This is a genomic window from Acinetobacter sp. P1(2025) (assembly GCF_051390655.1).
GTDB lineage: Bacteria > Pseudomonadota > Gammaproteobacteria > Pseudomonadales > Moraxellaceae > Acinetobacter > Acinetobacter junii.
Genome location: NZ_JBPKBJ010000077.1, coordinates 1 through 14,984 on the forward strand (window position 1 = coordinate 1; position 14,984 = coordinate 14,984).

Here is a 14,984-nt window from a genome sequence, read left to right on the forward strand (position 1 = left end):
ATATAAATGGGTAGAGTACAGGTTGCTGTAGAAGCATGTTTAATTCGTCTAATCACAGATACTTTATAAAGCATTTTAATACTTTTTTGAATCTGTCAATGCGTAAGTCCTAAATTATAAGTTTCTTACCATGATCCAAAATGAACTGCTTGAAAGGCTCTGCAAGATGACTAAACCACGAATTTTGCTGTAAATGGTGAATATGAATGGGATCTAACACTCTATTTCCTTTTAAAAATATAAATCCATTTGTCAGCTACATGACAATTTTATTTGCTGATTTGTAATAGATTAATAACATACAGAAATAATATGAGGAATTAAAAATGACAAATTTGGAGCGTCTACTCAGTCAGTATGCTGCATATCATTTGGATCAGAAAAATATTGTGACCCATTTTGTGGGTATTCCACTGATTGTTTTTTCAATTTTATGCTTAACTGCGCGTGCGGGTGTAGAAATATCAGGAGTTTCAGTGACTTTGGCATCGATACTGATTGTATTGAGTGCAATTTACTATATATCATTAGATAAGTTTTTTGGCATTCTAATGCTGATTATATTCATCGCAGCATATCCACTTGCAGTAAAAATAGCCGTATTACCGATGTGGAGCTGGTTAGGAGCGAGTATCGGTATTTTTGTAGTAGGTTGGGTATTTCAATTTGTAGGGCATTATTTCGAGAAGAAAAAACCTGCATTTGTTGATGATTTGATTGGTTTAGCAATAGGACCTCTATTTGTATTAGCAGAGTTCGTTTTTCTACTTGGATTCCGTAAGCCATTACATCAACGTATTTTAAAAGAAGCACAAATGAAACGTGCAGAAATGGATATGAAACCGCAAACAGCGTCTTAATTGATCTATTGCAAGTTAAAAAGCCAAGCTCATAACGACTTGGCTTTTTCATTTACTGATTCTAAAAGCTTGATCTAATTGCTAAGCTTATTTTCAGTTTAGGTTGATGATTTATTATTAAAGAGCAAATGAAAGGAATTTATGAATATTGGTCCTTACCTGAAAAATTAGAAATTAAATGTCCATGTTGTGTCGGTAAAGCTAATTTCGAATTTGCCAGAATAGCCAAGATAACACTCAAGAAAGATGTCGAGTATTTCCAACAACATGCTGATTTTGAATATGAGCGCTTTCAGGATAGTTGCGGAGCTTATTGGCATGCGGCATTTTATTATCCAAATCTAGCAATTCCGATTGAACAAATTCAAGACTTACCTAAAGGCTATGATGCAACAGTTTGGCATGCACGATATTCCAGACTAAGTCATGGAGGAGTCGTTTGCGAATCATGTAATTGTCAACAAAAGCATCATTTAAACTGGCCGAATGATGCTTATTACATTGTGACGTATAAACAGCAAGTTTTATGGGCGTTTCATCGTGAGGCTGCTTTGGATCTGTATCATTATCTAAATGAAAACCTAAGAGACCACAAAAATTATCGACATTCTTTCTTTTTATTACATATCCCAACTATCTTTAAGCAGAAAAAAGCGAGATTGCATGTAACGCAACAATTGAAAAAGTTATTGTTATAAGTTGTTTTTAAATTTAAGTGGTAATAAAAAAATAAAAAAATAAAAAAATAAAAAAACCGCCAATCAGGTCAAATTGGCGGTTTGGAAATCAAAACTTTGATTTATACGTTGAAACGGAAGTGAAGGACATCACCGTCTTGAACGACATAAGTTTTACCTTCTAGACGCCATTTTCCTGCTTCTTTCGCGCCGTTTTCACCGTTGTATTGAATAAAGTCATCGTAAGAAATACATTCTGCACGAATAAAACCTTTTTCAAAATCAGTGTGAATCACACCAGCAGCTTGTGGCGCAGTCGCACCCACTTTAACTGTCCAAGCACGAACTTCTTGTACGCCTGCAGTAAAGTATGTTTGTAAACCAAGTAAGCTATAGCCTGCACGAATCACTACGTTTAGACCTGGCTCTTCCATACCCATTGCTTCTAAGAATTCAGCACGGTCTTCATCTTCAAGTAATGAAATTTCGGCTTCGATCTGATTGCAAAGTGGTACAACGATTGCATTTTCTTCAGCAGCAAGTTTTTTAACTGCGTCAAGATGTGGGTTGTTTTCAAAACCATCTTCTGCAACGTTGGCAATATACATGGTTGGTTTAAGTGTCATTAAACCAAAACCACGAACAGCTTTACGCTCATCATCTGATAGGTCAGCGGCACGAGCTGGTTTGCCTTCATCGAGTAAAGGTTGGATTTTTTCTAATGCTGCTTTAGTGGCAATTGCATCTTTGTCACCACCTTTAGCTGCTTTAGTTAAGCGTAGTAATGCTTTTGCAACAGTATCAAGGTCAGCAAGTGCAAGTTCAGTATTGATGGTTGCGATGTCATCTAATGGGGCAATTTTACCATTTACGTGAATCACGTTTTCGTCTTCAAAACAACGTACTACGTGTGCGATTGCATCAGTTTCACGGATGTTTGCAAGGAATTGGTTACCCAGACCTTCACCTTTTGAAGCACCAGCAACCAAACCTGCGATATCAACGAATTCCATCGTAGTTGGAATAACACGTTGTGGTTTAACAATTGCTGTAAGTTTGTCTAAACGTGGATCTGGAACAGGAACAATGCCTGTGTTTGGTTCAATGGTACAGAACGGAAAGTTTTCAGCAGCAATCGCTGCCTTTGTTAATGCATTAAATAATGTAGATTTACCTACGTTTGGCAGACCAACAATACCGCAATTAAAACCCATGAAACCACTCACAAATGTGTTATTTAAAAATTGTCGCTGATTTTACATGAAAGCCATGACAAAGTCAGGTCATGGCTAGTGAGGATTCATAATTCAGGATCAAACTTTCCGTTTATCGAGTTGTTTGGCAATATTATCACCTATCGTTTGTACCAACATGACCAAAACAATTAGGACCAAAATCACCGCCAGCATGACTTGCATATCAAAACGCTGATAGCCATAACGATAGGCAATATCACCGAGCCCACCTGCACCAATCGCACCCGCAATGGCAGAAGAGCTGATCATGGTGACAATAGTCACGGTAAAACCTGCAATAATTCCGGGTAATGCTTCCGGAAGCAGCACGTGCCAAAGAATCTGCTTGCGGTTACAGCCCATTGCTTGTGCTGCTTCAATCAACCCTTGATCGACTTCACGTAGACTGACCTCCGCAATACGGGCGAAGAACGGAATCGCAGCAATGGTTAAGGGCACAATTGCAGCCAAGACGCCGTAACTGGTGCCGACGATCCAGCGAGTAAAAGGAATCAAAGCCACCATTAAAATCAGGAAGGGCACGGATCGAGTGATGTTAATGATCCAGCCTAATGATTGATTGATTTTCTTGGAAGGGTAAATCCCAAAATCAGCAGTACTCACCAAAATTAAGGCAATTGGCAGACCAATTAAAAAGGCGAGAATCGCAGAAACACCGACCATGATTAAAGTATCGGTCGTACCTGTCAGTAGCAGATCAATGAGTTGATTGTACATAACCGATCACCTCAAGTTGTGTAATTGCAGGATGTTTTTCAGATTGTGAGTGGTTGAGACCAAATTCGAGATTGCGAATCCCGATGATCAATGAGCCGATGGTACGCTGCTGAATGCTATCAATTTGACTGTGATAAACTTGAACTGGACTATTAAAGCCATCCAATAGCTCATATAAATCAGGCACTGATTTCGATTCACTAACATATTTCAGTTTTAAAATCTGATGCGTACTCTCAGGCAGAATAGTTGGGCTCAGTTCAAAAGGTAAATTTACCTGCTCAAAATTGAGTAATTCCTGAGTGATCTGTTGTTGCGGATTGGAAAATACTGACCAGACTTGCCCAGACTCGATAATCTCACCATGATCAATCACGATGACTTGATCACAAATCTCTTGAATGACTTGCATCTCATGAGTGATCAAGACAATGGTTAAACCGAGGTCTCGATTGATCTGTTTTAATAAGGACAGAATGTTGGCGGTACTTTCAGGGTCCAGTGCTGAGGTGGCTTCATCACAGAGCAGGATTTCAGGCTGAGAAACCAAGGCCCGAGCAATACCCACACGTTGTTTTTGTCCACCAGACAGTTGAGCAGGGTAATCATTTCGCTTTGCCTCTAATCCCACCAGCGTCAGTACCTCACTGACGCGTTGTTCAATCTCAGCTTTGTCATAACCCGCAATACGTAGCGGTAAAGCTACGTTTTCCCACACAGTTTTGGCAGACATTAAATTAAAATGCTGAAAAATCATGCCAATTTTCTGCCGGGTCTTGATCAACTCGGCATGGTTGAGTTCAGCAATATTTTGTTGATGAATCAGGATGCTGCCAGTATCAATCGACTCCAGTCCATTGAGGGTGCGGAGTAGGGATGATTTACCAGCGCCACTTTTCCCGATAATCCCAACAATCTGTGCTTTGGGAATATCAATATTAATGTCTTTTAAAGCATGTAAGCGTTGGCCCTGTACATCATAAAACTTATTTAAACCGCGTATTTTCAGATGTGGGACTGAAAAATCGACCTGTGAACCAAAACTCACCATGATTGTTCTCCTTATTTCCAACCTGGGAACCACAACGTTGGACCGAAATCGCTATCCAAGGCTGCTTTAACTTTGGGTGAGTTTTGATAAATCTCGACAAATTTCTGTAGTTTGTTGTCCTTGTCCTGATAATCATCACGCACCACAAATAAAATCGCATAACGTTTATTGGTATTGTCATCAAACAATAAGGCACTTTCAGGATCAGCCGTTTTGGCTAAACGTAAGTAATGGGGGTAGCCAAAAGCGAGATCAACATCATCAATCGCACGTGCAGTTTGCGGGCCTTCAACTTCAGTAAATTTCAAATTCTTCGGATTCGCGCTAATGTCTTTCAAGGCAGAAAGGTGATTGTTACTGTCTTTCAGTTCAATCAACTTGGCTTGTTGCAATAGCAATAAAGCACGCCCTTGATTGACAGGATCATTCGGAATCGCAACAGTTGCACCATTCGGAAGTTCATCAAAACTTTTATATTTTTTTGAATACAGTCCAACATGTGAAGCCGCACCCGCAGCAAATGACTTTAATTTAAAGCCAGTTTCTTTAATGGCATTATCCAAAAAAGGTTGATGCTGGAAAAAGTTCGCATCAATATCGCCATGATTCAAAGTGATGTTTGGGGTATTCCAGTCTGAAAACTCGACCAATTTGACATTCAAACCTTGCTGTTTGGCTTCATCCACTGCAACTTGTAATGGATGGGCAAAAGAAGGACTGATCCCAATCACTAGTTCACTGCTATGGTTCTGTCTTTGTTTATTCCAAATCAATAAGGCAATAATCGCAACAACGACGACAAGGCCAATACCAAGCCATTTTTTAGAGGCTGTTTGAGCCATATATTTCTCCAATTCTTTTCTTAAATGTTAAGCACTAATTTCTTCAATTATTTTTAGGGTATCTGTGTTGTTATGCGGTCTACATCGGAACTGGTTAGCAGGATGGCTTGCAGCTAAATGATCGCCTTGGGCAAACAGTTTGTTCCGCAGTGAACCTGTGGCATATTCAGTTTTATAACGTCCACGTTGTTGTAACTCTGGAATGACCAGTCGAATGAAATCATGGTGTGATTCAGGTGCAACGGTACGGGTCAGGTTAAAACCATCAATACCGGTCTGGTGAAGCAGATCAATCAGGTATTCTGCAACCTCGGTACCACTGCCTACAATCAAGGGATAACGTCCACCCAAAACATGCTGTGCTTTCAGATCATTTTTGCTGATGCGCTGTTCTTTAAACTTCTCATTGACGGAAGCAATGCTATTGCTCTTTTGATAAGGAATCGTTTCATCATCTGCAAACTTGGCAAGATCAATTCCGACTGAACTGGCATAATGTGCTAAACCTGCTTCAGGGCTAGCATATTGACGATATTCAGCCAGTTTTTGCTGGGCAAGTTCATGTGTTTCAGCCACAACCACGGTAATGCCGACAAAGATTTTAATTGCATCTTCATCTCGACCTTGTTGCTGTGCTTGTAGTCGTATTTTATTGACTTGCTGACGAATCTTTTCTGGTTGATCACCGCCAATAAAAATACATTCCGCATGACGCGTGGCAAACTGTAGTCCCTTCGGTGAAGCACCGGCCTGAAAAAGTGTTGGTGTACGCTGTACCGACGGCGCCACCTGAAATACCCCTTGGCTTTGGTAATATTGCCCTTGATGATTGATCGAATGGACTTTATTGGGGTCAGTAAAAACGCGCTGCTGCTTATCTTTCTTTAAGGCGTCATTTTCCCAGGAACCTTCCCAATATTGATAGCAAAGTTGTAAAAACTCCTCGGCTTGATCATAGCGCGCATCATGATCTTTTAAACCTTTTTGCCCAATTAGCCGTTCGGCACTATCCAGATAGCCTGTGACAATATTCCAGCCCAAACGACCTTGGGTTAAATGATCAAGACTGGCAAATCGCCGTGCAAATTGATAAGGCTGTTCATAGCTGAGATTGACCGTGACACCAAAACCCAAATTCTGCGTGACCAAAGCCATTGCTGAAATCAGGGTGGAAGGGTCATGACTAGGTAACTGAATCGATTCTTTCAGAGTGAGATTGATGCCATTCTGATAGACATCATAAACACCTGTAATATCAGCAAGGAATAAACCATCAAACAAACCTTGTTCTAAAGTTTGTGCCAATTCAGTCCAATAACTCAGTTCATTAAAGCGATGTGATTGATCACGCGGATGCGTCCATAAGCCATGATTGATATGACCGACACAGTTCATATCAAAGGCATTTAACAAGATTTTTTTAGCAGTCGTTTGGCTCATTACAAAGTCCCCCGACGTGGAGGCAGAATGCCATTCAATACATAATTACCGATGAAGTAATATTTCCAGCGTGCAGCATCATGCAAGGTGTGTACACGTGCATTACGCCAATGACGATCAAGACCATCAGCACGTTGACTGCCACGACTACCTGCTAATTCAATCAGTTTCGATGATGCCTTTAATGCAGTTTCAGTACTATGCGCACGTACTTTTGCCACATCAATTGAGGCTTTGGCTAAGGTCTCCGCATTCAAATCTTGTTTGGCAATATCTACAGAGCGAGCTGCTTGTTTTAGTAAAAGTTCGCTGGCTTTGACATCGGTTGCCACACGACCCAGCTCAGATAGGGTTAGGGGGTCTTGAGTGGCGGAATCAATATTGGCATCAATCCAAGGGCGGGCAACACGTACACGTTCTAGGGTTTCTTCAAAAGCAGCACGAGCAATCCCGACTTCAATCGCGGCATGCATGATTTGAGCAAATGGTCCTACCAAAGATAGCTGCTTAAAGGCGGTATCAAAAGGAATCACATCCTCTTTGGCAACAAAGACCTGATGAAATTTGACTGTACCGCTGCCAGTAGTCCGTTGCCCAAAGCCAGACCAGTCATCAATCAGTTCTAATCCTTGACTGTCTCTTTGTACAAAAGCCAAAAATTCGCGTCCAGATTCATCCACCACTAAGGTTGGAATACGATGGGAGAATAGGCTACCGGTGCAATAGAATTTTTCCCCTTGGATCAGATAACCGTTTTCGCTTTGAATCAATGTGGTTTGCTTATGTGCATAAGTGCGGGTTTTAAATTCCGCCAGCGCATTACCGAAACGTGCACCTTGTAATACTTCTTGATAGAGGCGTTTCTTTTGCGCTTCTGTACCAGTATTGCGCAATACTTCCAATGCATAAAAATGGTTTTGTGGAATCTGACCGATTGAACCATCCGCACCACTAAACAGCGCAATCACTTTAGCTACTGTTAGGCTGGAAACTTCTGCACCACCGTACTGCTTAGGTACCGTAATTGCCCATAAACCTGACTGACTATAGGCTTCGATTTCAGTAAACGGCAAGTTTCGATTGGCATCGCGTTCCACCGCATTTTGTTTAAACTGTTGACTGAGTTGAGTTGCAATTTCTAGGGCTTCTGCATCACTTTGGATAATATGGTCTACTTTAAAATTGGTTTTGGCAAAACCTTGTAATTCTTGATAAGAGGTCATGATGATTTGCTCCTTAAATCCAGGCATGGCGGGCAGGGTGTGTACCATTGAGGTAATAGTCACCAATCACATGGAATTTCCAACGCACAGGATCATGTAAGGTATGCACACGGGCATTACGCCAATGCTGATCAAGATTGTGTTGGCTCAGGCTGGCACGACTGCCACCAAGTTCGAGTAATTTTTCTGAGATATGCAGGGCAGCATCATTGGCATATATCTTTGCTTCTGCCACTAAAATAGAGGCGCGCGCGGATTGCTCGCTAGAAATCTGAGTGAGTTGATCCAGTTCATCTAGATATTCTGCTGCCTCATCTAGTAATAAAATAGCTGCATCGAGAAGGATATTGAGCATACCAACTTCTTGTAAGGTGTAATGTTCTTCACTGGCTTTTTCTACACCTGCATCAATAATGGGACGTGCTTTACGAATGCTGGATAAAGTGTCATCAAAAGCTGCTTCGGCGATGCCAACATCAATGGCAACTTGTAGAAGCTGAGAATAGGCACCGCGAACATTTGGAGTATTAGCAATAATGCGTTCATCAAAGAATAATGCGGGATCAGCGATGACGTTGTGGAGTTTTACTGTTCCGCTGGCTGTGGTGCGTTGACCAAAGCCATTCCAGTCATTAATGACCTCAACACCTGCGGCATGTCGGTCAATGATTGCAAGTACGGTATGACCATCTGGATGTAAGGCACGAATTGCTAACCAATCTGCAAAACTGGTTCCAGTTGAGTAAAATTTTTCCCCGTTTAAGAAGTATTGCCCATTTTCCAACGTTAACGTGGTTTGAATGGCTTTGGTATTTTTGGAATTTTTTTCAGGTCCACCATTTGCAATGCGTTTACCTGCCAGAATTTCAGTGTAGATAAACTGTTTTTGTGCATCTGAACCCGTGATATTAATAAAATTTAAAAGACCGAATTGGTTTTGTGGAATTTGCCCAACATTGGCGTCTGCTTTACTCAAAATACGAAACACATGGGCTAAGGTTTTATTGGAGACAAAAGCACCACCATATTGTTTTGGAATACGGATACCGCCTAAACCCTTTTGACTAAACTGATTGATTTGTTCCGTTGGCAAAATACGATTTTGGTCTCGTTTATTTCGTTCTTCTAATGCAAAGTCAGCAACTTGATAGGCAGCATTAATGGCCTGCTGATCATTTAAAATCAGTTGTACTGGAGCTTGGATCACTGATTGATTACTGGACATGTAGACACCTCTAATAGATAAGAGGAACTTTACAAAAGTTTTACTTTTCCACTAAACCATCAGTTTTGGCTTGTATATCACAATAATTGTTAAGCATTTTTTATGAGAAAAATGAAATAAAAAATGATATTTAAATTTTAGTGAAAACAATCATTTATCACTTTTGGTGTAAACTTTAAGCTACAAAAACAGTTTTTTTATCACTAAATAGAATAACTTCATCTAAAAAATGTATAGCAAGCTTTAGCCAAAATTAAAAAAGATAGAGCAAAAACGACATTGTAATCATTCACTTTTACTTCTAAAGTAGGAAAAACTTTATGTTTGATCGAATAGAAAAATAAATTTGGAGTGTCTATGCGGGTTTTATACCAATTTCCTTTATCTCACTATTGTGAAAAAGCTCGCTGGTTGTTAGATCATAAGGAATTGGACTATGTTGCACATAATTTAATTCCAGGTTTTCATCGCGCGTTTACCTATCTCAAATCTGGGCAATATTTTTTGCCAATGTTGAAAGATGACAAACGCTGGGTTGCAGACTCAACCAAGATTGCCCTCTATCTTGATGCGACTTATCCCGAACATGCATTACTTAGACGTGACGAAAGTTTACGCAAACAGGCTCTTGATATTGATGAGCTTGCGGGTGAATTAGGGATTCATGTTCGCCGTTGGACATTAGCACAGGCACTTTCTATTGGTGATCATCCACTTGAAATTATGATGGGTGAACAGGGTTACTTACGTCAATTTGAGAAAATCTCAAAACCTATTTTGAAGAGTTTAGTTTCAACGAATTACAAACTGAATCCAGAAAAAGTTGAAAAATCGAAAATACGAATGACGGAATTGATTGCAGATTTAAATCAGCGTTTGATCGATAATCAAGGACGTTATTTGGTTGGAGATCGTTTGGGATTAGCCGATATTGCGGTCTGTTCTATGCTGGCACCGTTGCTTGTGATCAAGGGTACTCCTTGGGAACTAGAAAATGATGATCTTGAACAATTTTCAGGTGAATTGAAACAATATCATGACGATTTACTTGATCTACCATTAGGACAATATGTACAGCGTATTTATGCGACTGAACGTAACGCGCGAGTGGATTGGCGTGGAATGTGATCGCTAATCCACACCAATATTAGCTTTGATACAAAATATCAGGGCTTTTTTATGAGAAATTAAATGGGGTAACTATCAAAAATCTAAGAAATTATTAATGAATAGCATGATTTATTAAAAGAAAATTCGTTTTAAGCTAAAAATATTAGAAATATTTTCCAAATTTACTTTAAAAAAAGTTAAAAGAGGGAAATAATTGTATAAAGGCTTTGTTATCTTATGTTTCAGGGTGTGATGGGGATCGAAACGAGTTGTTTGACTATTGGGAGATGAGTCGAACATTTACTCAAAAGGTCTTGTTTCGGCTTTGAGACAAAGATAAACCAAAAGTTTATCGGAATAATGTTCGTGTTATCCATACAACATTGTCAAAAGTTAAACGTATGTTTTCCCTTGACCCTTAAAAATTTGTTTTAAGCAGTTCCGATAAAATAAGTTAGAAATCATATGGACTGTACTATGGAATTAGATCGATTTGATAAGCAAATTCTTGAAATTTTGACTCACGAAGATGTAAATCTGAATGAATTGTCAGAGCGTATTAATCTATCGGTAAGTTCAGTACATCGCCGTATTAAAAATTTAATTGAATCCCAAGTAATGGGGCAGCTTAAACGAGAAATTAACTTTAATAAGCTTGGTTTTAGTCTGCACATTCTTTTGCAAGTGTCGCTTAGTAAGCATGACAGCGAAACTTTTGATAAGTTTTTAGAAGAAATTGAAGATATTCCAGAAGTGACCAATGCATTTCTAGTAACAGGGCAGAGTGCAGATTTTATTTTAGAACTGGTAGCGAGAAATATGGATGACTACAGTGAAATTTTATTACGCCGTATTGGTAAGATCGACAGTGTAGTAGCACTTCATTCGAGTTTTGTGATCAAAGAATATAATGTTTTCAACTGTTATAAGCTTTTAAATAAGCTATAAAAAATGCATCTAAAAAGATGCATTTTTTACTCACTTGAATCAGTTAAGCATCGAGTTGAGCTAAAACTTCTTCTGTAAATTCCACGTTTGTATAAACGTTTTGAACATCATCAAGATCTTCAAGCATATCAATCATTTTCATGATCTGTTTAGCTTGATCAATATCGTTGATTTCAGCTTTAGTCGATGGGCTCATGACCACTTCGGCATTGTCAGATTTCAATCCTGCTGCTGTAAGCGCATCTTGAACATCACCAAAACTTTCGGGACTAGTGATAACTAAGATACTATCTTCATCGATCTCGATGTCATCAGCACCAGCTTCTAAAGCAACTTCCATCACTTTGTCTTCTAATGAAACATCATCAAAAGAAATTTCGCCACGCTTAGTGAATAGGTATGCTACTGAACCGTTGGTACCCAAGTTGCCATTGGTTTTACTAAAGCAATGACGAACATCTGGAACAGTACGGTTTAAGTTATCAGTCATGGTTTCAACGATAACTGCAACACCACCAACACCATAACCTTCATAGGTTACTTCTTTTAAATCATCATTATCTTCGCCACCAGCACCACGTTGGATTGCACGGTTGATGGTGTCACGTGTCATATTCACAGAAAGTGCTTTTTCAACAACGGCACGTAAACGAGGGTTACTCGCTGCATCTGGCCCGCCTAAACGTGAAGCTGTTACGATTTCACGGATGTATTTAGTAAAAACTTTACCGCGACTTGCATCTTGTTTAGCTTTACGATGCTTAATATTGGCCCATTTAGAATGACCCGCCATGGAAGTAACTCCAAAAAATTAAAACTCAAAAAAGTGCGTGAATATTAGCATAGCGATAGTTTTGTTGAAAACCACCGCATTAAGCATTCAAAATTTAAATTCCTGATCATGTATTAAAGATTGATCAGAAAGAATGCAAAAATTAGTTAATCTTTACGTCAATGTCGTATTCAGCATAAAGAGCTTTGATTTGTTCCAAATCTTTTTGTAAATCTGTAGGATAAATTTTTCCTAAAATACCACCTTGTTTTGTACGTGCATTGGCATACATCAAAATAATAGGTACGTTGGCTGCTTTAGCAATATGCCAAAATCCTGTACGAATTGGTTTGCGATCTTCACCATTTTTTGCGCGTGTTGCCTCTGGAGCTATGACTAAATTAAAGCGCTCATTACGCTTAAATAAGTCGACCATTTGCGTCACTATGTCTTTATTTGCTTTACGATCAACAGGAATGCCACCTAGCTTTTCTAAAATAGGTTTAAGAGGACCTTTGAATAGTTCCTTTTTAATCAATGTATGAACTTTAAGTTCTAAGATTTCAAACAAAGCGAGTGAAAGAATAGTGTCTAGATTTGATGTATGTTCAAATCCAATAATTACTTGTTTCTGTTCCAAAATTGCGGGATCAACTTGATATGTCCAGCCTGCTGCCTTAAAGATTGATTTTCCAATAATTTTTTTCATAGCAGTCATTCATCGTTCAAAAGAATCACAGCAGTTTAATATGACTTATTGTGAAAATATATATCCTTAACAACCACAACTTCATGATTTCGGCAAATTGAATATTTTTCAAGGAATAGCAAATAATTCTGATCTGTTGATTCAGTGATATGTAAGGTTGTTACCATAACAAACTCGTAATCACAGCATGAATATGCTGAACTCACTTAATTTAGATTCGAGAAAAACTTGGTGAAAAGCTTTAAGAAGTGGCTAAAACAAATGATCAATCAATACCAAGTGAGTTCTAGATCTGAGACATCGAACTCTAATATAGTAACTGCATATGATGAAACTGAAGTTGAAGCCATAGTGCCCACGCAAATAAGCCATGCTGGAATGCGCTTCATCATGGAGTTTGAAGATCTGAGATTAAAATCTTATGATGATGGAGCAGGCACTTGGACTATTGGATATGGAACAACGATTTATCCAAATGGAGTGAGAGTTAAAAGAGGTGAGACCTGCACTGAAAGTGAAGCAAAAGCTTATTTTCAACATGATTTATTAAGGTTTCAGCGTACAGTAAATCACCTTGTTAATGTTTCATTAAAGCAAAATCAGTTCGATGCCCTTGTATCATTGACTTATAACATTGGTGAAAATGCATTTAGAACATCAACATTATTAAAGTATCTAAATATGGGTAAATATTCAGCAGCAGCCGAACAATTTGAGGTTTGGAATAAGGCTGGAGGGAATGTGATGCGTGGATTGGTGAGACGTCGACAAGCCGAAAAAGAATTATTTCTAAAGTAATTATTGGAATTCTATTCAATAAATTAAGATTGAAACAGTAAATACGTTAAGGGGGACTTTCTAATAACGAATAGAGCTATCGTAACTCTAACTGGTGATCATCTTGAGTTAGCTTAATTTTAATTTTTCTGTACTTACGCTTATTGGGTTCTATAGCAGAATTCTTTAATTCGTCTGAAAATTTCTTTTGATGCATAAGTTCAGTATAGGTTTTATAACCTAAAATAATTCGACTTGGATATTGCCCATTTCTATTTAAATAGTACTCAATAGATTGGTTTAATTCTTCTAATATACTAATATTGCACATATTTATAAGATAATCTTAGATTCGATCTTATCCTAACATAAAAAATAAGCTTTGTAATGTAAATGCAATATTTAAATTCTATGAAAATTTTATTCGAGAGATTTTAATTTTATACTCTATTTAATGATTTATCTAATAAGAAATAAGCCCACTTCTATAAGTAGGCTTATTGAGAAAATTTAGTAATATTCTAAGACCGTAAGATGAAAAGTTTATGGTATTTTCAGCTATAAGTTTTGATATTTTTGACTGGAATTAACTAAATAAGCAAAGGGAGTTAAGAGTTCAATGCAAGAACAGAAATATTACTTGCTTGTAGACCTTTTTTACCTTGCATTACGTCAAATTTAACGCGTTGACCTTCAAAAAGTGTTTTAAATCCGTTGTTTGCAATTTCGCTGTAGTGAGCGAAAACATCTTGACCATTATCTGACTGAATAAAACCAAAACCTTTAGTTTCGTTAAACCATTTAACTGTACCATTCATACCATTTGACATAATAATATCCTTTCTCTTGATGAGAATAAATTTATAAAAGACTGATTTTAAAATAATAAACTTGAAACTAAAATATCAAATAAGCGGGAAGTATTCATGCAAAATGAGAATTTTAATGAGACAAAAATATATTTTCTTATCGTGTATATTCACTATACGCTTTATATGTGAATTAGCAATCTTTATTTTTAGGTTATAAAAAGAATCAATATTAATGTTATGAATTACATAATATTAATACAGAATATTTTTCTAAAAAACTTAAATAATTGGATGCGGGGGTTGGATTTGAACCAACGACCTTCGGGTTATGAGCCCGACGAGCTACCAGACTGCTCCACCCCGCACCAGTGAGTTGACTTTATACGCGGTATAATTGATAAGGTCAAATAAATCTTCAATAAATAATGCTATCTGAAGTATTTTTAACCTTTTGATGTGGTTCCGTTAATTAGACCACTCAATCTAGTTTTATAAGTGATAAATCCGCTCTAAATATTTAAATTATGCTGCCATTACTTTTGAGAAATGTCGATCATAAAATTCA

The 14,984-nt window shown here is 38.0% G+C and carries 16 protein-coding genes, 1 tRNA gene and 1 pseudogene; 5 read left to right on the forward strand and 13 right to left on the reverse strand.

From position 1 onward, the window contains the following. Positions 1-112: 112 nt before the first annotated feature. Positions 113-220 (reverse strand): annotated as a pseudogene (locus ACSC97_RS15190) (Crp/Fnr family transcriptional regulator); the annotation flags it as partial. Between the two features lie 106 nt (positions 221-326). Here ACSC97_RS15190 and ACSC97_RS15195 point away from each other — a divergent pair. Together ACSC97_RS15195 and ACSC97_RS15200 are read left to right on the forward strand one after the other, a co-directional pair. Continuing rightward, complete coding sequence (locus tag ACSC97_RS15195; protein ID WP_130576024.1) at positions 327-860, forward strand: DUF962 domain-containing protein; 534 nt, start codon at positions 327-329, stop codon at positions 858-860. Positions 861-988: 128 nt separating this feature from the next. After that, the gene (locus ACSC97_RS15200) at positions 989-1,558 is read left to right on the forward strand and encodes a hypothetical protein (protein ID WP_436661761.1); all 570 of its coding nucleotides are present in this window, start codon (positions 989-991) and stop codon (positions 1,556-1,558) included. A 101-nt stretch (positions 1,559-1,659) separates the two neighbouring features. Here the strand turns inward: ACSC97_RS15200 and ychF are convergent, their stop codons facing one another. From ychF to ACSC97_RS15235, 7 genes are all read right to left on the reverse strand, one after another. After that, the gene (ychF, locus tag ACSC97_RS15205; RefSeq protein ID WP_436661763.1) at positions 1,660-2,751 is read right to left on the reverse strand and encodes a redox-regulated ATPase YchF; all 1,092 of its coding nucleotides are present in this window, start codon (positions 2,749-2,751) and stop codon (positions 1,660-1,662) included. Positions 2,752-2,850: 99 nt separating this feature from the next. Continuing rightward, complete coding sequence (locus ACSC97_RS15210; protein WP_112986490.1) at positions 2,851-3,510, reverse strand: methionine ABC transporter permease; 660 nt, start codon at positions 3,508-3,510, stop codon at positions 2,851-2,853. Then, entirely contained in the window at positions 3,491-4,561 is a 1,071-nt protein-coding gene (locus tag ACSC97_RS15215) for a methionine ABC transporter ATP-binding protein (protein ID WP_436661765.1), read from the reverse strand. Before ACSC97_RS15215 ends, ACSC97_RS15210 begins: the two co-directional genes overlap by 20 nt. An 11-nt stretch (positions 4,562-4,572) precedes the next feature. Next, positions 4,573-5,403, reverse strand: a complete 831-nt coding sequence (locus ACSC97_RS15220; RefSeq protein ID WP_436661767.1) for a MetQ/NlpA family ABC transporter substrate-binding protein — start codon at positions 5,401-5,403, stop codon at positions 4,573-4,575. A 27-nt stretch (positions 5,404-5,430) separates the two neighbouring features. Next, a complete protein-coding gene (locus ACSC97_RS15225; RefSeq protein WP_436661769.1) occupies positions 5,431-6,843 on the reverse strand; it encodes an LLM class flavin-dependent oxidoreductase in 1,413 nt (470 codons plus the stop codon). Then, on the reverse strand, positions 6,843-8,066 hold the full coding sequence (locus tag ACSC97_RS15230) for an SfnB family sulfur acquisition oxidoreductase (protein WP_436661771.1): 1,224 nt from the start codon (positions 8,064-8,066) through the stop codon (positions 6,843-6,845). Before ACSC97_RS15230 ends, ACSC97_RS15225 begins: the two co-directional genes overlap by 1 nt. Positions 8,067-8,079: 13 nt before the next feature. After that, a complete protein-coding gene (locus ACSC97_RS15235) occupies positions 8,080-9,291 on the reverse strand; it encodes an SfnB family sulfur acquisition oxidoreductase (protein ID WP_436661773.1) in 1,212 nt (403 codons plus the stop codon). Between the two features lie 357 nt (positions 9,292-9,648). Between ACSC97_RS15235 and ACSC97_RS15240 the strand changes: the two genes are divergently transcribed. Further along, positions 9,649-10,419, forward strand: coding sequence for a glutathione S-transferase family protein (locus tag ACSC97_RS15240; protein ID WP_005402450.1), 771 nt, complete (start codon positions 9,649-9,651; stop codon positions 10,417-10,419). 459 nt (positions 10,420-10,878) lie between these two features. Further along, the gene (locus ACSC97_RS15245; protein ID WP_004911804.1) at positions 10,879-11,349 is read left to right on the forward strand and encodes an Lrp/AsnC family transcriptional regulator; all 471 of its coding nucleotides are present in this window, start codon (positions 10,879-10,881) and stop codon (positions 11,347-11,349) included. A 43-nt stretch (positions 11,350-11,392) separates the two neighbouring features. On the opposite strand, the gene ACSC97_RS15250 is transcribed toward ACSC97_RS15245, so the two are convergent. Both ACSC97_RS15250 and ACSC97_RS15255 read right to left on the reverse strand, forming a co-directional pair. Next, positions 11,393-12,142: a YebC/PmpR family DNA-binding transcriptional regulator gene (locus ACSC97_RS15250; protein ID WP_004954784.1), complete on the reverse strand. Its 750-nt coding sequence runs from the start codon at positions 12,140-12,142 to the stop codon at positions 11,393-11,395. A 142-nt stretch (positions 12,143-12,284) separates the two neighbouring features. Beyond that, positions 12,285-12,839 (reverse strand): 1-acyl-sn-glycerol-3-phosphate acyltransferase, encoded by a 555-nt coding sequence (locus tag ACSC97_RS15255; protein WP_039048249.1) that lies wholly within the window; start codon positions 12,837-12,839, stop codon positions 12,285-12,287. A 222-nt stretch (positions 12,840-13,061) separates the two neighbouring features. Here ACSC97_RS15255 and ACSC97_RS15260 point away from each other — a divergent pair, with 222 nt between their 5' ends. Further along, a complete protein-coding gene (locus ACSC97_RS15260) occupies positions 13,062-13,628 on the forward strand; it encodes a lysozyme (RefSeq protein WP_436661777.1) in 567 nt (188 codons plus the stop codon). A 76-nt stretch (positions 13,629-13,704) separates the two neighbouring features. Here ACSC97_RS15260 and ACSC97_RS15265 read toward each other — a convergent pair whose 3' ends face one another. From ACSC97_RS15265 to ACSC97_RS15275, 3 genes are all read right to left on the reverse strand, one after another. Continuing rightward, positions 13,705-13,938, reverse strand: a complete 234-nt coding sequence (locus ACSC97_RS15265; protein WP_099948791.1) for a hypothetical protein — start codon at positions 13,936-13,938, stop codon at positions 13,705-13,707. A 277-nt stretch (positions 13,939-14,215) separates the two neighbouring features. Next, complete coding sequence (locus tag ACSC97_RS15270) at positions 14,216-14,437, reverse strand: cold-shock protein (protein ID WP_004911781.1); 222 nt, start codon at positions 14,435-14,437, stop codon at positions 14,216-14,218. 270 nt (positions 14,438-14,707) lie between these two features. Next, positions 14,708-14,784 (reverse strand) — tRNA-Met (locus ACSC97_RS15275). Positions 14,785-14,984: the final 200 nt, after the last annotated feature.